Source organism: Dyadobacter flavalbus, assembly GCF_006149045.1.
Lineage (GTDB): Bacteria > Bacteroidota > Bacteroidia > Cytophagales > Spirosomataceae > Dyadobacter > Dyadobacter flavalbus.
Map to the genome: position 1 here is coordinate 92402 of NZ_VBSN01000027.1, position 19715 is coordinate 112116.

17 protein-coding genes are annotated in these 19715 nt (G+C 44.0%); 4 read left to right on the forward strand and 13 right to left on the reverse strand.

The genetic code is table 11. The features are described from left to right. Window positions 1-35 precede the first annotated feature (35 nt). Window positions 36-809: an alpha/beta fold hydrolase gene (locus FEM33_RS05610; RefSeq protein ID WP_139011112.1), complete on the reverse strand. Its 774-nt coding sequence runs from the start codon at window positions 807-809 to the stop codon at window positions 36-38. A gap of 499 nt (window positions 810-1308) precedes the next feature. Here FEM33_RS05610 and FEM33_RS05615 point away from each other — a divergent pair, with 499 nt between their 5' ends. After that, window positions 1309-2184 (forward strand): alpha/beta hydrolase, encoded by an 876-nt coding sequence (locus FEM33_RS05615; RefSeq protein ID WP_139011113.1) that lies wholly within the window; start codon window positions 1309-1311, stop codon window positions 2182-2184. 135 nt (window positions 2185-2319) lie between these two features. Here the strand turns inward: FEM33_RS05615 and FEM33_RS05620 are convergent, their stop codons facing one another. The 6 genes from FEM33_RS05620 to glpK form a co-directional block, all read right to left on the reverse strand. Further along, entirely contained in the window at window positions 2320-3717 is a 1398-nt protein-coding gene (locus FEM33_RS05620; protein ID WP_139011114.1) for an NADH-quinone oxidoreductase subunit N, read from the reverse strand. An 8-nt stretch (window positions 3718-3725) separates the two neighbouring features. Beyond that, the gene (locus FEM33_RS05625) at window positions 3726-5174 is read right to left on the reverse strand and encodes a complex I subunit 4 family protein (protein ID WP_139011115.1); all 1449 of its coding nucleotides are present in this window, start codon (window positions 5172-5174) and stop codon (window positions 3726-3728) included. Between the two features lie 57 nt (window positions 5175-5231). After that, window positions 5232-7148: an NADH-quinone oxidoreductase subunit L gene (gene nuoL, locus FEM33_RS05630; RefSeq protein ID WP_139011116.1), complete on the reverse strand. Its 1917-nt coding sequence runs from the start codon at window positions 7146-7148 to the stop codon at window positions 5232-5234. 46 nt (window positions 7149-7194) lie between these two features. Next, window positions 7195-7548, reverse strand: a complete 354-nt coding sequence (gene nuoK / locus FEM33_RS05635) for an NADH-quinone oxidoreductase subunit NuoK (protein ID WP_139011117.1) — start codon at window positions 7546-7548, stop codon at window positions 7195-7197. 103 nt (window positions 7549-7651) lie between these two features. Next, window positions 7652-8461 carry a 3'-5' exonuclease gene (locus FEM33_RS05640; RefSeq protein WP_139011118.1) on the reverse strand — a complete coding sequence of 270 codons (810 nt, stop codon included), beginning with the start codon at window positions 8459-8461 and terminating at the stop codon, window positions 7652-7654. A 756-nt stretch (window positions 8462-9217) separates the two neighbouring features. After that, a complete protein-coding gene (glpK, locus tag FEM33_RS05645; protein WP_139011119.1) occupies window positions 9218-10717 on the reverse strand; it encodes a glycerol kinase GlpK in 1500 nt (499 codons plus the stop codon). A gap of 172 nt (window positions 10718-10889) precedes the next feature. On the opposite strand from glpK, the gene pbpC reads away from it, so the two are divergent. Beyond that, window positions 10890-13190 (forward strand): penicillin-binding protein 1C, encoded by a 2301-nt coding sequence (pbpC, locus tag FEM33_RS05650; RefSeq protein ID WP_139011120.1) that lies wholly within the window; start codon window positions 10890-10892, stop codon window positions 13188-13190. Window positions 13191-13230: 40 nt separating this feature from the next. Here pbpC and FEM33_RS05655 read toward each other — a convergent pair whose 3' ends face one another. From FEM33_RS05655 to FEM33_RS05670, 4 genes are read right to left on the reverse strand one after another with little or no spacing between them, the layout of a single operon-like run. Next, on the reverse strand, window positions 13231-14235 hold the full coding sequence (locus FEM33_RS05655) for a M28 family peptidase (RefSeq protein WP_139011121.1): 1005 nt from the start codon (window positions 14233-14235) through the stop codon (window positions 13231-13233). Window positions 14236-14239: 4 nt separating this feature from the next. Beyond that, a complete protein-coding gene (gene cysS, locus FEM33_RS05660) occupies window positions 14240-15742 on the reverse strand; it encodes a cysteine--tRNA ligase (protein WP_139011122.1) in 1503 nt (500 codons plus the stop codon). An 18-nt stretch (window positions 15743-15760) separates the two neighbouring features. Next, entirely contained in the window at window positions 15761-16156 is a 396-nt protein-coding gene (locus FEM33_RS05665; RefSeq protein WP_201747703.1) for a DUF5618 family protein, read from the reverse strand. A 33-nt stretch (window positions 16157-16189) separates the two neighbouring features. Continuing rightward, window positions 16190-16582 (reverse strand): DUF5618 family protein, encoded by a 393-nt coding sequence (locus tag FEM33_RS05670; protein WP_139011124.1) that lies wholly within the window; start codon window positions 16580-16582, stop codon window positions 16190-16192. Between the two features lie 225 nt (window positions 16583-16807). On the opposite strand from FEM33_RS05670, the gene FEM33_RS05675 reads away from it, so the two are divergent. Next, window positions 16808-17725, forward strand: a complete 918-nt coding sequence (locus tag FEM33_RS05675; protein WP_139011125.1) for a PfkB family carbohydrate kinase — start codon at window positions 16808-16810, stop codon at window positions 17723-17725. Between the two features lie 127 nt (window positions 17726-17852). Then, window positions 17853-18665, forward strand: coding sequence for a glycerophosphodiester phosphodiesterase family protein (locus FEM33_RS05680; protein ID WP_139011126.1), 813 nt, complete (start codon window positions 17853-17855; stop codon window positions 18663-18665). A 16-nt stretch (window positions 18666-18681) separates the two neighbouring features. Here the strand turns inward: FEM33_RS05680 and FEM33_RS05685 are convergent, their stop codons facing one another. Next, entirely contained in the window at window positions 18682-19218 is a 537-nt protein-coding gene (locus FEM33_RS05685; protein ID WP_139011127.1) for a DNA-3-methyladenine glycosylase I, read from the reverse strand. An 18-nt stretch (window positions 19219-19236) separates the two neighbouring features. Then, the gene (locus FEM33_RS05690; RefSeq protein WP_139011128.1) at window positions 19237-19704 is read right to left on the reverse strand and encodes a GyrI-like domain-containing protein; all 468 of its coding nucleotides are present in this window, start codon (window positions 19702-19704) and stop codon (window positions 19237-19239) included. Window positions 19705-19715: the final 11 nt, after the last annotated feature.

Consider the following 19715-nt stretch of genomic DNA (forward strand, 5'->3'; position numbering starts at 1 on the left):
TTCAGTCAGAGTAACCGGATTTTGTTTTCTAAAGTTTACAGAACCTGAACTGAAGCATGCTTTTCAAGAAAACGCTCAAGTATAAGATTAAATTCACGCGGATGTTCCATCATCGGCGCATGAGAGCATTTATCGATAAAATATAACTCCGAGCCGGCAATCAGACGGTTGAATTCGTAACCGACATGCGGCGGCGTAATCGTGTCATTCAGGCCCCAGACGAGCAGCGTAGGAACATTTATTTCGTGCAGATCCTTGGCAAGATTATGCCGCTGTGCAGATTTGGCAATGCCTACAATACTCATGCATTTGGGAATGCTGGACGTGGTTTCAAAAACTTCATCCACAAGGTCTTTTGTCGCAACTTCCGGATTGTAAAAGGTATAGGCTACGCGTTCCTTGATATAATCATAGCTTCCGCGCTTTGGAAAAGACCCGCCCATGGAATTTTCAAACAGGCCCGAACTTCCCGTCAGCACAAGCTTGTGTACGTTGCTCTGATTTTTAAGGGTGTAAAGCAAACCGATATGTCCGCCAAGCGAATTGCCGATAACGGTCACATTGCTGAGTTCCTTAAAACGCACGAAATCTTCAAGAAACGCCAGAAGAGCTTCCAGCCCGGCCTCGCGCGGCGGCAGTTCATAAATTGGCAGCAAGGGAATAATAGTGCGGTAACGACTGGAAAAATGCTCAATAATACCGTCCCAATTGCTCAATGCTCCGAAAAGGCCATGCAAAAGCAGTAAAGTTTCGCCTTTTCCCTCGTCGATAAACTGAAACCGGCCTTCTGCATGTACTGTAAATTTCATTCTGTATACTGTGGTGAATTAATAATGATTACAAAGTTGAAAAACAGAAAAAGCGTTCAACTTATCTTATAACGCATTAAAGAAACAAATGCATGATTTTTATACCCTGCAAAACTAATTATTTTTTTCGTTGAATACGGGCTTAACATGATTTACCGGGTTTTAATTTCTTGTAAATATTATATTAATGATAACATAATACGATTGCTGACATTAAAAGATACAATTTGCTCCGGCACGGGAACCAGCATTTCTGTTATTAAACGTATGGCGTACAGGTATATTCAGGCATCGCTGAACTTCATTCTATTAAATGCAATATAACAGGCTTTTTAATGGCATGCATGTTATTTTGATCATCTTAAATTAACTGATTATCAAGTGTAGCCAAAAATAATTCAGGAACTGCATTTATTGGATTAGAAAAATATTAAAATAAATACTACAAATCATGACTTTCCTGCTGAAAATTGCAAGGCCTCTAACTTTATTGTTCTGTATGCTGTGCTTAGCCCTGAATGCATTTGCACAAACTGAAATTCCGCTTTACCCCGCTCAGATTCCCAATTCCATTCAGGTTGCGGATCAGGAAACGAACAAGGATAATATCATCAGAAATGTCTCAAAACCTACACTGACTGTTTATTTGCCCGAACCCGGAAAAGCGAACGGAACTTCTGTAATTGTGTGTCCGGGCGGAGGATACGGCGTGCTTGTAATGGATTATGAAGGTCACAGAATTGCAAAAGAACTGAACAAATCGGGCATTGCAGCTTTTATCCTGAAATACCGACTTCCGGATGCCCGTATCATGAAAGACCAGTCCATCGGGCCCTTGCAGGATGCGCAGCAAGCCATTAAAACCGTTCGGGAACGTGCTGGTGAGTGGAAAATTGATCCCGGTAAAATCGGAATCATGGGCTTTTCAGCAGGCGGACACCTGGCATCTACGGCAGGAACGCATTATGACAGCACTTTTATAGAAAACCCTCGTAAAATCAGTTTAAGGCCGGATTTTATAATTCTTATTTATCCGGTTATCAGTTTGTCGGACAGAATAGGGCATAAAGGTTCAGGCACTAATTTGCTGGGAGCAGCGCCGTCAGCTGAGAAAATCAAGTACTTCTCAAATGAACTGCAGGTGAGTAAAACCACACCTCCGACTTTTCTGACACATGCCGGTGACGATACGGTTGTTCCGGTTTCAAACAGTATAAAATTCTATGAAGCGTTGAATGCTCACGGCGTGCCGGCGGACATGCATATTTATTCCAGGGGCGAACACGGTTATTTAAAGTCTCCTGCTTTTCAGGAATGGTTTGGGCGCTGCCTGCAATGGATGCAAAGCAATCAACTGCTTCCTGACAGCAAATGATCGCCAATGCCGGTCTGAAATAAGGAGTATTCCGGAACGGCAAGTTTCAGCAAACAAATTGATTTTTTGACCGGAAGCAATAAAAAAAGAGCTGTAAAACGTACAGCTCTTTTTGCAAATATAAATTCGGGTACTTCAAATCAGGTTGTCAAAAATGCCCGGAGCCAGGCCGAATAGAATCGTTAGAAAAGTTGCTATGAGCAGTATAACCTGATAAAACGGCGCAATCCGGATCTTGATCATATTTCCTTCTCTTAAATAGGAAGCAATGATAACGCGGAAATAATAGTAAATCCCGACTGTCGACATCAGCACCGCAATCACGGTAATCCACATAATGCCTCTTTCCGCCGCGCTTGTGAAAATAAAGAATTTACCCCAGAAACCCGCAGTCAATGGAATTCCGGCAAGAGAAAGCATGGAAACAGCCAGTACAAATGCAAGCAAAGGGTTCTGTTTTGCCAAGCCGTTAAATGCATCGTAATGTTCGTTCGGCTGACCTTCAATCGTCTTTTCTTTTGAAACGAGCATCAGAACGCCAAATGCGCAGATGGTTGAAAGGGAATAAGCAAGAGAGTAAAATACAATCGCGTTTTCCGACGGTCTGGAAAGTGCTGTCAACGCAATCAGTAAATAGCCCGCATGGGAAATCCCCGAGTAAGCAAGCATTCTCTTGAAGCTGTTCTGGCTGGTTGCTCCGATATTCCCGACAAGCAGCGTAAGTACCGCAATAAGCGCAATAATAATCCACCAGAAGCTGTAAATGTTTGTAAAGGAAGTATTCAGCAAGCGGAATAAGGCTGCAAAACCTGCCGTTTTTACAATCGTTGACATAAATGTCGTAAAAATCGTCGGTGCGCCTTCGTAAACGTCCGGCGTCCAGAAATGGAACGGCGCTGCGGATACTTTGAACAGCATTCCGATCAGCAGCAGCAGCAAGCCGGCGTACAGAATATAAGACTGCGAGCCTTGCTGCATATTGGAAGCAAAACCCTGAATCTGGCTGAGTTCGAAAGAACCTGTTGCTCCGTAAAGCAAAGTCATGCCAAAAAGCATAAAACCGGTCGCAAAGGCTCCCATCAGAAAGTATTTCAATGCAGCCTCATTGGAACGAAGATTGCGTTTGTTGCTTCCTGTAAGCACATACATGGCAACGGACAAAATCTCCACGCCGATAAAAAGCATGATCATATGTTCAAAGCCGACCATCATCATGGCCCCGACAAGCGAAAACAGCATCAGGCCGTAATATTCTGCCGGCTCGGAATCGGCGTTATCCTGAAACCCGCCTGAGATAGCCACAATCATAAAAGCAGAAAGCAGAATGATGCCGTTAAAGGACAGCGTAAGATTATCGACCCGGAACATATCGTAAAAATACAGCAGCGGCCCTTTGTTCCATTCAACGAAATTTCCGATCAACGCAATGATAAGGAACAGAAGCGTTGCAGGAAGAAGGATATTCTTGGATTTCGAAAAGCCCAGAAAAAGGGTTACGACGCCAAGAACAGACAGCAATATAATGGGATACATATTTTTACTTAGTTATTTACCAGTTGTAAAAGCTGACTTACAGCAGGCTCGGTTAATTTCAGAAATGTATTGGGATAAATTCCAATCCAGAAAACCATAATGACAAGCGGCAGCAATACGGCACTTTCGCTTGCCGTAAGATCCTGAAATCCTTCCACCCATTTGGATCTCGGTCCGAACATGGATTTCTGAAAAAGCCGCAGCATATACACAGAACCTAAAATGATGGTCAGACCTGCAATGGCTCCCAGCCAGCCATCGTAATGGAACACGCTGGACAGCAGCAGAAATTCACCTACAAATCCGTTGGTTAAAGGCAATGCAACGCTTCCAAGCAATAAAATCATGAAATAGATGCTCAGATGCGGCGTACTTTGCGAAATACCGCCAAGCTGATCGAGAAACCTTGTTTTGGTACGGGAATAAATAATATCAATGATAAAAAACAATCCGATTACATTGATCCCGTGTGCAAGCATCTGGATCAAGGCACCTTGCAGGCCGTTTACCGAATAAGAAAAAACACCCGCAGCCATCAGTCCGACGTGTGCGAAGGACGAATACGCAATAAGGCGTTTCATGTCACTTTGCTGGATGGCAATGATGGAACCGTAAATAATGCCGATTACCGAAAGGATCATCGCCATCATTCCCCAGCTTTCCATTCCCTGCGGAACAATCGGTAGCAGAAAGCGGATCAGTCCGTAAACACCCATTTTCAGCATAATCCCGGAAAGCAGCATGGTGGCCGCAGTCGGAGATTCCGTGTAAGTATCCGGCTGCCACGTATGGAACGGGAACAAAGGCATTTTGATGGCGAAAGCAATAAAGAACGCCCAGAAAATAAATCCTTGCGTTTGCGGGCTCAGCTGAAGCTGGTAAAAAGCCGTGATTTCAGAAGTATGCGTTCCGGGTGTCTGGTAATAAAGATAAACCAGCGCCACCATCATGAACAAACTTCCGAAAATGGTGTATATAAAGAATTTGAAAGTAACCTTGATCCGGTTTTCTCCGCCCCAGATTGCTGCGAGAAAATAAACGGGAATCAACGCGGCTTCAAAGAAGAGGTAAAACAGAAACGCATCCGTTGCTGTAAAAACACCGATCAGTGCAGCTTCCATGAAAAGGATCAAAGCATAAAAAGAAGCCGGTTTTTTATAATCGTGCTTGAAGGCAGAAAGTACAATAAGCGGTGTCAGAAAAGTGGTAAGCAGCACAAGCACCAGGCTGATTCCGTCCAGACCGGCAGCAAAGGAAATTCCTCCTGATGAAACCCAGGCGTATTTAAAACCGAACTGCGTCCCTGCAGCCGGATCAAACTGCAGCCACGTCATTACGGCCAGGCCAAGTGTAGTAAGGCCGCCGATCAGCGCAACTGTTTTGGCCAGCCGTTCCCCTGAAAAAAGAGTGATGACAGCGGCTATTACCGGTAAAAGAATCAATAGAAGAGTAAGCATATTTTCAAGTCAACGGTCAGCAGTAAATGGCAAACGGATTTTATTGATAAATACTGATCAAAGTAAAAGCTTCCAGAACAATATAAGCGCAATGCCCAGAACCATGGCAAAAACGTAATCACCTGTGGAGCCGGTTTGGGTTTTTCTCAGCAATCCGGAAAGAAAGCCAACAAGCCGGGCAGCGCCGTTTACAATCAGATCAATAAAGAATTCACCAAAACTGTAAAGAATATTGGATAATGTTTTGACGGGTTTTACAAAAACGGCATTGTAAAGCTCATCAACATAATACTTGTTGTAAACCAATCTTTCAAGTCCTGATTTTTCATGCGAATCTAGAGCAGGAACAGCTCCTCTTTGTACATACATGACGTAAGCCGCTATAGCTGAAATCAGGGCAGCGGCTACAGAAATGCCCATTAAAATGTATTCTTCGGTATGCGAAAGTTCTGTTGGCATAAATGCTTCCGGATTGGCCTGCCGTGCACCTTCGTACAACGGACTCATGAATTCGGCCAGATAATGCGAGCCGTGCAGCGCAGCCGGCACACCGATAAACCCGCCAACTGCCGAAAGGACCGCCAAAATAATCAGCGGTACAGTCATGGAAGCAGGCGATTCATGCAGATGATGTTCCTGTTCGTGCGTGCCGCGGAATGTTCCGAAAAAGGTAAGGAAAAGCAGGCGGAACATATAAAAGGACGTCATTAAAGAGCCGAGAACACCGATTGCCCAGAGCAGTTTGTTATGCTCGAACACATGCGCCAGAATTTCATCTTTCGAGAAAAACCCTGCAAATGGCGGAATTCCGGAAATTGCAATGGTTGCGATCAGGAAAGTAAGAAAAGTAACAGGCAATTTTTTTCTTAAACCGCCCATATGACGAATATCCTGTTCGTCGGACATGGCATGGATCACGCTTCCGGCTCCAAGGAAAAGCAGGGCTTTAAAGAACGCATGCGTAATGACATGGAACATCGAAGCTGAATAAGCCATAGCGCCCAGACCCATAAACATATAACCCAGCTGGCTCACAGTGGAATAGGCAAGTACTTTCTTGATGTCATTTTGTAAAAGGCCGATGGATGCTGCAAAAAGCGCCGTGGCACCGCCGATTACGCCGACAATTTCCAGCGTTGAAGGCGCAAGGGAATACAGGATATTGGAACGGATCACCATGTAAATCCCGGCTGTAACCATGGTCGCCGCGTGAATAAGCGCCGAAACCGGGGTAGGGCCGGCCATTGCATCCGGAAGCCATGTGTATAATGGAATCTGGGCCGATTTTCCCATTGCTCCGATAAACAAAAACAATGTGATTGTAATAATTACCGGATCACCGACACTGAAAGCAGTTGCTTTGCTGAAAACTTCCGAATATTCAACCGAACCGAAAGTGGCAATGATCGTAAAGATTCCCAGCAGAAAGCCAAGGTCACCTATACGGTTCATAATAAACGCTTTACGAGCAGCATCGTTGTAGTTTGTATTTTTGTTCCAGAATCCGATCAGCAAATAGGAACACAGTCCAACGCCTTCCCAGCCGATGAACATGATCACATAATTGGAGCCCAGAACAAGCAGCAGCATGAAAAACAAGAACAGGTTCAGATAAGCAAAAAACTTTCCGAAACCCGTGTCGTGATGCATGTAGCCGATGGAATAGATATGGATCAGCGAGCCGACACCTGTAATGATCATCAGCATCAATAAAGAAAGCTGATCGATCTGAAATGAAAAGGGAATGTTCAGTTCTCCGACCGTAATCCAGTCAAAAAGCGGTACAATCAGCGTTTCACTTCCGGATGCAACAAATGCATTAAATGTCATGACAGACAAAACAAAACTCGCTACAACGGCCAGTGTTCCGATAATACCGACGGCACTTTTGGGTATGTTTGGGAATCCGATTCCGTTGATCAGGAAACCGATAAGCGGTAACAGCGGGATCAGAATAAGTAATGATGCAGACATATTTAATTTTTAATCTTGAATCCTGAGTATCTGTGTCGGGAAATACTTACCACTTAAGTTTATTGAGAAAGCCGATGTCCGTATTTCTTGTATTCCGGTATATCATTACAATAATAGCCAGTCCGACAGCAACTTCGGCCGCAGCAACGGCCATAATAAAAAATACGAAAACCTGTCCGGAAGGATCTGACCGGTAGGAAGAAAATGCGATTAGCAGCAAATTAGCAGCATTAAGCATCAATTCTACAGACATGAAGATGATAATGGCATTACGGCGGGTCAGTACGCCAATGATGCCGATTACAAAAAGTAAAGTACTGAGAATTAGATAACTTTGAAGTGGAATATTCTGAATAACCGCTGGTACATTAACCTCTGGAATATTAGGGTTTGGAATCATATCAGGTTTACCTGTTTGGATATTCGGTTAAAATAATCAAAAATAGATTTCCGGCAAAAATAGACATAAATAGCACTTACTCAAATGCGGGCGAATGATTATGTCAGCGCTGGGTTAATCCTCGCAGTTTAATCTCGGTCAGTTTTCTTTTGGTATCCAGCGGAAATTCTCCTTTCATCATCCAATCGAAGAATGACGGCTCGTTTTTTAGTATATCTGCTACGCGTTTGCCATTATGTTTGCCAAAGTTAAAAATTTCTTCTCCTTTGTCATTATAAGCCATTCTGCCCGCAAAATCAATTAGCCTGGAAGCCGTAAGTTCATGTAAAACGGCCACATCATTTTTAATGGGTTCCGTTTCATTGCCGTGCACATCTGTAATCTTGACGCCTTCGTAACGGGCAATTTGTCCCTGAAGAACTTCGAATGTAGCAATGGTATCAGCTTCTGCACTGTGCGCGTTGGTGAGCGTCTTGCCGCAATAAAATTGATAAGCTGCCGAAAGATTGCGGGGCTCCATCAAATGGTAAATGCGCTGTGCATCCACCGTTTTCCTGTTTTTCAGATCAAATTCAACGCCGGCGCGCAGAAATTCTTCCACCAGCATGGGAATATCAAACCGGTTGCTGTTAAATCCCGCCAGATCACATCCTTCCAGAAATGCAGCAAGGGTTTTGGCAATTCCCTTGAAAGTCGGAGCATCTTTAATGTCTTCGTCATAAATGCCGTGAATCAAACTGCTTTCCAGCGGAATGGGCATTTCAGGGTTAACCCTGCGTGTACGTATTTCAGTTTCGCCGTTCGGCAGGGCCTTTACAATAGAAATTTCTACAATGCGGTCACGGACAATATTGACTCCGGTTGTTTCAAGATCAAAAAAAGCGAGCGGCTTTTTCAGACGGAGGGTATGCATAAGGCACTCTGATTTGATTTTCGAGCCGTGAAGTTACGTTTAAACATAAGATAGCGCAAGAAAGAGATTAGTTTATACAGATTATAAAAAGATTAAAACATTTTGGGAAGGATACTGTTACGAGTAGTTACGGATTGTCATGTTTGGTTATTTTTTGTCATGTATGGTCAAGTGTGGTCAGGTGTTGTCAATTATGGTCAAGTGTTGTCAAGAGTTGTCGTGTTTGATTCGGGATTATAACAAATTGTTAAGAGTTGTCATTTTTTGTCATGTGTGGTCATTTTTAGTCAAGAGTTGTCAATTATTGTTAAGTGTTGTTATGAATGGTTTTTTTGTCAGGAATTGTTAGTTGTAGTTATGAGGTATAAAAAATGGTCGGGAAATGGCAAAGGATTTTAGCATTTTTTACTATTTTCCATAAATCTTCAAAATTCCTCAAAACAACAAATGATAGTCCTGCCTTCCAATGACCATTAATGACAATGCATGACTACTTATGATAATTTAAACAATGCTTGACTACTTTATGACAAAAAGTGATAATATATGTCACTGAATGACTTTCATGACCAATCATCCTCTCAAAACAAATCCCACCAAATGACCACCTCATGACAATTTATGACAATCCATGACCACTCATAACAACCTATGTATGACAACAAATGACTACCTGGACAATTCATGACCACTCATTAACAAAAAATGACCACCACATGACAACAAAGTAACCGCCACAACTCATCCCCGCTTTCTTTACTCCATCCAGTCGTAAGACTTTGTTACAGCCTTTTGCCAGCCATTATAGAACCTGTTTCTTGTTTCTTCGTCCATGTCCGGGTTCCAGGTATGCGCTATGGTCCAGTTTCTGGTCAGTTCTTCAGTATTTTGCCAATAGCCTACGGCCAGGCCGGCAGCGTATGCGGCTCCCAATGCAGTCGTTTCGGCAACGGCCGGAGACACAACCTGCGTGTTCAGAATGTCTGCCTGAAACTGCATCAGCAGCTGATTAGAAACCATTCCGCCGTCCACACGGAGTGAAGACAATTTTATACCGGAATCCTGCTCCATTGCTTTTACGACATCGAGTGTTTGATAAGCAGTGGCTTCCAATACGGCACGGGCAATATGTCCTTTGTTCACATAACGCGTAAGGCCGGCAATGACGCCTCTTGCATCGTTGCGCCAGTACGGCGCATACAAGCCTGAAAAAGCAGGAACGAAGTAAGCGCCTCCGTTGTCATTGACAGTCTGTGCAAGCTGTTCGATTTCACTGCTTTGTTTTATAATGCCGAGATTGTCACGTACCCATTGCACCAATGCACCGGTGATGGCTACACTTCCTTCCAGCGCATACTGTACAGGCTCATCTCCGAATTTGTAGGCAATCGTTGTAAGCAGCCCGTTTTCCGAAGTTTTCAGTTCGTTTCCTGTGTTCATCACCAGGAAGCAGCCTGTTCCATATGTATTTTTGGCCATTCCGGGATAGAAGCAGGTTTGCCCGACCAGCGCGGCATGCTGATCGCCCAGATCGCCGGCAACGGGTACGCCCGGCAGGATTTCATTGGTAACATGTCCGTAAATTTCACTGCTGCTTTTGATTTCAGGCAGCATGTTTTCAGGAATGTTGTAAACCGACAGCATTTTCCGGTCCCATTGCAAAGTATGAAGGTTCATTAATTGAGTACGGCTTGCATTGGTGACATCCGTTACATGAATGCCGCCCTGCGCACCGCCGGTAAGATGCCAGATCAGGAAAGTATCCATATTTCCGAAAATGGCTTCTCCTTTTTCTGCATCTTCACGAATGCCGTCTACATTTTCGAGCAGCCACTTCAGTTTGAGGCCGCTGAAATAAGTGGAAACCGGCAAGCCTGTTATCTCTCTGAACTGATTCAGTCCGCCTTCTTTTTCAAACTTTGCAACCAGATCCGTTGTCCGTGTATCCTGCCAGACGAGTGCATTGTAATAAGGTTTTCCCGTTCGCCGGTTCCAGACTACAGTTGTTTCCCTCTGGTTTGTAATTCCAATGGCTGCAATATCCGATGCCGTCGCAGACACGTTGATCCGGGCAACAGCAATGACTTCCAGTGTGTTTTTCCATATTTCGGTTGGATTATGCTCCACCCAGCCCGGATGCGGATAAATCTGTTCATGCTCTTTTTGCCCTACCGAAACAATTTTTCCCTGATGATTAAACAATATACAACGGGTGCTCGTTGTCCCCTGATCAATAGCAGCAATGTATTTGGACATAATCGGAAATATGGATTTTGGTTGGTTTTATTTGCAATAAAGATTGTAATAAGTAAAAATTACCTGATCCTGACAAAAACAGCTGAATAATATTGCAATCCATGTTACTGAACTTCATACGGGCATCCTATATTTATAATTGCTAAAAAGCAGTCTGACACACAACTACGAAATGAAGAATATTAAAATCAGAAAGGGAATACTGTTCATCCTGGCGGTAATCCTTCTTTTTTTTATCGCCGATTTCATTTTTCCTTTCCGGCCCGAAATCCGTTATGCCACGCAGGTTACCGATGACAAAGGCCGTGTGATCCATGCATTTCTGAGCAATGATGACAAATGGCGGTTGTACGCGGATATTTCAGAAATTACGCCGCTGCTTCGCAAAACGCTCATTTACAAGGAAGATCAGTACTTTTATTATCACCCGGGTGTAAACCTGCTGGCCGTTGTCAGAGCTGCTGCCCGAAATGTTTTTACAGGCCGCAGAACTTCCGGCGCTTCTACGATTACGATGCAGGTAGCGCGCCTTCTGGAACCGCGTCCGCGTACTTATTTTAATAAAGTACTTGAAATTTTCAGGGCTGTGCAGCTTGAAATGCATTATTCCAAAGCAGAAATCCTCCAATTTTATCTTAACCTCGTTCCGTACGGCGGCAATATAGAAGGAATCAAGGCGGCATCGCTATTGTATTTTGGAAAACCGCCGCAATTACTCAGTCTTGCAGAAATAACCGCACTGACCATTGTGCCAAACCGTCCGTCCAGCCTTCGGCCGGGAACGAGAAACGAAGCACTTAAAACAGCACGCAACGAATGGCTGAAACGCTTTGAAGAGGATAAAATATTTGACAGAAATACCATTCGGGACGCGCTGAACGAGCCGTTGCTTGTAAAGCGGCTGCATGCGCCAAAGCAGGCTCCGCATCTGACAATAAGGCTTAAACATGAATTCAGTGATCAGCCGGTGATTCAGAGTGCATTGAAAATCCAGTTACAGAACCAGATTGAAGAACAGGTAAAAAATTTCATCAATCGCCGTAAGGTTATGAACATTCACAATGCGGCGGTTCTGGTTGTGAACAACGAAACCATGCAAGTGGAAGCTTATGTTGGCTCTGCGGACTTCAATAATCCTTACGACGGCGGTCAGGTGGATGGCATCCGCGCTGTTCGTTCGCCGGGAAGTACGTTGAAACCTTTGTTGTATGCAACGGCATTCGACAGAGGAATTATCACGCCAAAAACGGTTCTAAACGATGTTCCGGAAAATTTCAGCGGATATGAGCCCGAAAATTTTGATCTGCACTTCAACGGCCCGGTAACTACAGAATTCGCACTTGCCAATTCACTCAACATTCCTGCTGTGAAGGTTTTAAAGGAAATCCAGACTTCGTCGTTGATCGAAAAACTCAGGAAAGCAGGTTTCAAAACGGTGGATAAACAGGCAAAAGACTTGGGCTTGTCGATGATTCTGGGCGGTTGCGGTGTTACGCTGGAAGAAATGACCCGGTTATTTGCAGCATTTGCCAATGAAGGAAAACTGAGAAATCTCCGTTATACGGCTCAAACCGTGCCCGGCCAAAATGGCACTGCTCTGATCTCAGCGGATGCGTCATTTCTGATCACCGGAATTCTTACGCAAATAACACGTCCGGATCTTCCCATTAATTTTGACAATACCTATCATTTACCAAAAATTGCCTGGAAAACGGGCACTTCTTACGGCAAACGGGATGCATGGAGCATTGGTTATAACCGGCGGTATACGGTCGGAGTTTGGGTCGGGAATTTTTCAGGCGAAGGCGTTCCGGAGCTTAGCGGTGCCAACACGGCCACGCCTTTGCTGTTTTCCATTTTCAATTCACTGGATTACAATTCTCCGAAAGGCTGGTATAAGCCTACGGAAAAAGTTTCCCTGAGAAAAGTATGTGCCGTCAGCGGGGATGTGCCGTCTGAATTTTGTACCAATCAGATTCTGGATTATCATATCGCAGGCGTTTCGGCCTATAAAAAGTGCCAGCATCTGCGCTGGGTTTTTACGGATCCGTCCGGAAAAATTTCCTATTGTACTTACTGCCTTCCTGAAAATGGTTTTGAAAAGAGAACGTACGCGAATCTGGCTCCGGAGCTCATTGCCTTTAACGAAATGCAGAAGATCCCGTATCAAAAAATTCCTCCGCACAATCCGGCATGCGAACGGGTTTTCCATGAAGGCGCGCCGCTTATCGTAAGTCCAAATGAAGGCAGCGAATATTATATCCGCAAAGAAGAACCGCAGCAGCTTCAGCTCGCCTGCCATACGGCCAATGACGTGCAGGAAGTTTTCTGGTATGTCAATGACAAACTAAGCAAGAGAGCTGCCCCGCACGAAGGCATATTTATCAATCCGCCTTTGGGAAGAGTGAAAATTTCATGCAGTGACGACAAAGGCCGCAATTCGGATGTCTGGATCGTTGTAAAGCGGATGTAAGTTTCTGAAACCAACCATTTTTACAAGCATCCGGAAAGTTTTACAAAGCTGCGCCTTCCGCCTCCTGATAAATAACCTGAACAAGCGTTTGCCCGACTGCCTTTAAAGTTTTCGGATCAATGTTTTCCATGGTATCCTGCGTAGTATGCCATTGGTCAAAGAAAGTTTTGGAAAGGTCATTGTGTCTTGTATGAATAATATCGATCATCGGGATATGCGCTACTTTGTTCACCGGCAAGTGATCATCCGTGATGGCAGAACCGGTTTCGTCAATAAAATAATTGTTATAACCCAGTTTGCTGGCTGTATTCCAGACTTCCCTTACAACGCCTTCCGCCATTTGCACAGAATATCCTTCCTTAAAAAATGTAGCACCTTTGGCACCGGTCATATCCAGCAAAACGCCGAAGTAAGCCGTGTAATCGGGTAAATGCTTGTTGGCTGCCCAATGCTGCGAACCCAGGCAAAATCCGCTGTACTCCATTCCTCCGGCTTCTTCTGAACTTCCCCAGTCTTCGGCATCAAAAAAGATGATATCCACACCGATTTCCGGTTTGGCTGTTTGTAAAGAAAGAGTCCGGGCAATTTCCAGCAGGATTCCCACGCCGCTTGCACCGTCATTGGCTGCCGGAACCGGTTTGGTTTTTTCAGTCGAATCCTGATCTGCAAAAGGCCGTGAATCCCAGTGTGAAGTAAGCAAAATGCGTTTGGATGCTTTCGGGTTGTAACTTCCGATGATGTTCCTGGCATTCAGTTGTTTGCCGTCATATGTTTTAGCAATAAACTTTTGCTCCGTAACCTGCATTCCATACTTTTTTAAAGTAGCAGCCAGATAATCGCCGCATGCAACATGCGGTTTTGTATTGGGGACTCGCGGCCCGAAATCAACCTGTTTCTGAACAAAGCTGTAAGCAGAATCCGCGTTGAAATCAGGGCTTTTTACAAGCTCGGGAACCTGTTCATTCGTTTGTTCTGAACTTTCCTTGGTTTTGCAGCCGTAAATACTGAATACGGCAAGAAGCAGCAGATAAAATCTTTTTTTCATGGAATTATTCTTCGTAGGCCCAGTCGATCCGCACTTTGGTATCACGGATTACAAGTCCCTGGTTTTTAAAATAAGAACGGATTTCATCTACTTTTTCGTAGTTGCGCGACAGTTTATATTCACTGTACAGTTTCAGCATGCCGTCGAGAATGGCATAGCCTTCACTTAATTCTTCTTTCAGGCCAAGTACATCTTCAAAGAAAATGATGAAATTGTCTTTCAACTTCTTCACCGTTTCTTCGCCCAATGCGGCCGTTTTCAGCTGGCCCATATGGATCATATTGATGTATTTGAGCAGGTTGAACAAGTTGGCAAATGCAACGGCTGTATTCAAATCGTCGTTCATGGCCGCATAAAAGCCTTCGATTGCTTTTTCAATGTCAGCAATTTTGGCTTTGTCCTCCGCAACATCGTCTTCCTGAACATAAGCAAGCAGCTTGGCAATGCGCAGTCCGTTTGCCAGTTTTTTATAACCCTTATGCGCAGCTTTAAGTGCTTCGTTGGAAAAATCAAGCGTACTGCGATACTGGCTCTGCAGCATGAAAAACCGAACAGTCATCGGGCTGTATGCCTGATCAAGCAATGCATGGTTTCCTGAAAACAGTTCAGCCGGAAGAAATGAGTTGTTCAGCGACTTGGACATTTTCTGTCCGTTTACCGTCAGCATATTGGTATGCATCCAGTAACGTACGGGTTCTTCGTTGGTCAGTGATTTTCCCTGCGCGATTTCACATTCGTGATGCGGGAATTTCAGATCCATTCCGCCGCCGTGAATGTCAAACTGTTTTCCAAGATATTTGGCGCTCATGCACGTACATTCCAGGTGCCATCCCGGAAATCCCATGCTCCACGGCGAATCCCATTGCATAATATGCTCGGGACTTGCTTTTTTCCAGAGTGCGAAGTCGAGCGGATTGCGTTTTTCTGCCTGTCCGTCCAGTTCACGCGTTTCATTCAGAAGGTCTTCAATCACCCGGCCGGAAAGCTTGCCGTACTCATTTCCGCCCGCCTGATATTTATTGATGTCAAAATAAACCGAACCATTCGATTCATAAGCGGCGCCTTTTTTAATAAGCGACTTCACTGCCTCAATCTGTTCGATCAGATGACCCGTTGCCGTTGGTTCTATGCTGGGCGGAAGCAGGTTAAAAATTGCCGAGACGTCGTGAAAATCATTGGTATACCGCTGCACAATTTCCATGGGTTCCAGTTTCTGCAGCTTGGCCATTTTCCCGATCTTGTCCTCGCCTTCCTCACCGTCGCCTACCAAATGACCAACGTCGGTAATATTCCTTACATAGCGTACTTTGTAGCCGATGTGCGTCAGATAACGGTACAGAATGTCAAAAGACAGGAACGTACGGATATTTCCAAGATGGACATTGTTGTAGACCGTTGGTCCGCAGACATACATTCCGACGTATGGAGGTGCTATCGGAACAAATACATCCTTTTTACGGGTAAGTGTATTGAATATTTTAAGAGGCTGGAAAGATTGTGCGGTCATTTAGTTTACTTTCTTTGATTACGGATTCTTCATTTCTTTCTTCGTCAGGCGGGTTTCCACCCAATCTATTATTTTTTCTGCTTCTTCCAGTCCAACATTGGCAATTTTTACACTTTTGGTGCCGTCATAACCCATATTCAAATGCAATAATTGATAACTCGTTATAAAATGGGAAAGCATTTTTTTATCCAAAGCGCTTAATTCCTTTTGATACCATTCCACACTTTTCCGGGTTTTCTTGTTTGTGCCGGGCAGTATTTCATTCAGCGCAAGCAGTACGCCGGTATAAGCCGTGTGCCCTGCAATTTTGACGTATTTTGGATCCTGAAACAGGCCGTCCTGTTTTCTTGCGTTGTTTTTGAGAAATCCTTTTGCATTGTCAATGTGCCTTCTTGCTTCTGTAATTGTTTCCATCAGTATGTGTAAGATTTAAATTATTTCCTTGATCTATTTGATTACTGCCGGCTTCTCAAGCCGCTGTTCTACCCATTTGATAATCTGTTCAGCTTTATCCAAACCGATTTCGGCAAGTTCTGCGCTTTTGGTACCATCGTAACCCATTGCCAAATGTAAAATCTCATAAGCAGTGGCGAAGTTTGATGTTACTTTTTTATCCAAGCTGCTCAGTTCCTTCTGATACCATTCTGCACTTTTTCTTGTCTTCTTTCTTTTCTCTCTTAGTAATTCATTCAGGGCAAGCAAAATGCCGGTATAAGCCGTATGCCCTGCAATTTTGACATATTTTGAATCCTGAAACAGGCCGTCCTGTTTTCTTGCGTTGTTTTTGAGAAATCCTTTTGCATTGTCAATGTGCCTTCTTGCTTCTGTAATTGTTTCCATCAGTATGTGTAAAAATGCGTGATATAGAATAACTTATCCGAATGCCAGACCGTAGCCTGATATCCGGTCCCTACAAAAATAGCAAATAACCGATGATTGATCCGTACGTGTTCATGCATAAAGCGTACGACAGGAACGCTATTCGGGCGTTTTGATTATCTTCGCAGCGATTATGGCGTGAAACCCAAGTTTGAAACTAACTTAAAATCAACACAGTACTAATTTATGAGTTTATTAACCGTAGGATCTGTAGCATTCGATGCACTTGAAACACCATTTGGAAAAACAGATAAAATTATTGGCGGTGCTGCCACTTACATCACACTTGCTGCATCTTACTTTACAAAAGAAAACAATCTGGTTGCTGTAGTCGGCGGGGATTTTCCAAATGAAATGATCTCGCTTCTTCAGGATCACGGCGTCAATACGGAAGGTCTGGAAATTGTTCAGGATGGAAAAACATTCTTCTGGTCAGGGAAATATCATGAAGATATGAATACCCGCGATACGCTGGAAACCCAGCTGAACGTCATGGAACATTTTGACCCGATTATTCCGGATACCTATCAGGGAACAGAATTTCTGATGCTTGGAAATACGGTGCCGGCCACGCAAAAACTCGTTATTGAACGCATGGCCAAACGCCCGAAGCTGATTATGCTGGATACCATGAACCTGTGGATGAACATTGCATTGGACGATCTGAAGGCAGTTCTGAAACTGGTGGACCTGATTACGATCAATGATGAGGAAGCGCGCCAGCTTTCAGGCGAATATTCACTGCGCAAGGCAGCCAAGAAAATCATGGCCATGGGCCCGAAAACGCTGATTATTAAAAAAGGAGAACACGGTGCGCTGCTTTTTCAGGATGACCGCATCTTTTTTGCACCGGCTTTGCCGCTGGAAGAAGTTTTTGACCCGACCGGCGCCGGCGATACTTTTGCAGGCGGGTTTATCGGATATCTGGCAAGCACAAACGATATTTCTTTCGAAAATATGAAACGCGCCATTATCTACGGTTCCGCGATGGCTTCTTTCTGCGTTGAAAAGTTTGGTACGGAGCGGGTCGTGAACCTTACGCAGCAGGAAATTGACGCACGTGTTCAGGATTTTGTAAATTTATCCAGTTTTGAAATACAATAAATTTTTCAGTTACTGAAATGAACAGGTCTATAAGTCGGAATGAAAATCTTCTTATAGACTTGTTTTTTATATGCTTTTGTAAATGCCCGGCTGAAATACATATTAACCCTGCTAAATATTTTATTTGATGATGTTATCAAGAAGCATTACAGGTTTTTTTATCCTGCTTTTCATTTCCTTTTCTGTAAAATCACAGCATCCGAATGCTTTGCCTCAAAGTAAAAACAAAATTGTCGTCATTGCACACAGAGGAAATCATGTCAATGTTCCTGAAAATACCATTGCAGCCTGCAAGGAAGCAATGGCCAGCGGAGCGGATTATGTGGAAGTGGATCTGAGAACGACAAAGGACGGACATCTGATTGTAATCCATGATGCAACAGTGGACCGAACGACCAACGGAACCGGAAAAGTAAGTGCCATGACGCTTGCTGAAATAAAAAAGCTTCAGGTTTTTAACCAGAACAGAAGAACGCACCATATTCCTGAGTTCAGGGAAATTCTGGCGCTTTGCAAGGGTAAAATCAATATTTATCTCGATTTTAAGGAAGCGGATGCAGCCCAAGCCTGGAAACAGATTCAGGCAGCAGGAATGGAAAATCAGGTTGTGGTTTATGTAAATGACGTAAATCAGCACAAGCACTGGAAAAGTACCGCTCCGCATGTGCCGCTGATTTCCAGTCTGCCCAAAGAAGTAAACAACGTGGAAGGACTAAACGGCTTTCTGAAAAAAACGGATCTGAAAGTGCTGGATAACATAACTGATCCTGAATTGATAAAAGCTGCGAATGCACAGGATATTTCGGTCTGGATGGATGTGCAGCGCCCCGATGAAGGGCCGGCTTCCTGGAAAGAAGCCTTACAGAAAGGCGTTCAGGGATTACAGACCGACAAGCCCGCCGAGCTGGTAAAATATTTAAAAGAAAACGGGTACAACTAGCTTCCGGTCTTGTAGTTCAGGAGTAACTCCGGACTTTTTCATAAATCGGGCATTCGGGACTATGTGCGCCCGGAAGATAACCCGTACTCATCAAAAACTCATTTACGATTTCACCGCCGGTAAACTTGAAAGTCTTTTTAAAAAGCCTGATCCATTCTTCTTTGGTGAAAGTATGATGAGCGTCCAGCCAGTTTTTAAAAGATCCGTATGCTGTTTTCAGTTCAAGTATTTTCTGTGCATTTACAATAGTGGCGTTTATTTTAAGCCGGTTTCGTACAATACCCGGGTTCAGCATCAGTCTTTCCCGGTCGCTTTCGTTGTATGCCGCTATTTCTTCAATGGAATAATTGCTGTAAGCCGCACGGAAACTTTCCTGTTTTCTCAGCATAAGCGTCCAGCTCAGGCCGGCCTGGTTTATTTCCAGGATCAAACGGCCAAATAGCTCATTGTCATCATCAATCGGGAATCCGTACTGATTATCGTGGTAATATTTGTGTAGCAGAAAATCGGGCATTTCTGAAACGTTGTTATTAACGTAGTTGCAGTAAGACATAGGAGCGTTTATCGTTGACTAAGCTGACTTAATTATTCCAATCTGGACTTCAGTAATGTTGTTTTCAGGATTTTCGAAATCCATATTCAAGTAAATTTCACGGTTTTCACCTGACATGATCCGTTTTTCTGTTGCCAGATCGTGAGCCAGCTCACTATATATCCTGCCGAGCCCTTGCCAGCTTCCATAAAGATGCCCTGCAACGCAGTCAAACGGGTTTAAATATTTCAGTTTAAATTCGGAACCGGCAAGTTCCGTATTTGAACACGAAACCGGTAATGCTATGGACAGATTGAACTGTGTTTCCGGATTTCCGTCTGCACCCTTGTAGATCCAGTAAATGGGACCTGTTACTTCCAGTTCCTTACGATATGCCTCGCGATATAAACGGTGTGCAACCACGCGCACATACTGCATAATGTTGTTGAAACTCGTCTCAGTTTCAAAGTATAAAACGTGAATCGGCTGAATGGTTTTAGTCTGCATCTGAACGGTAT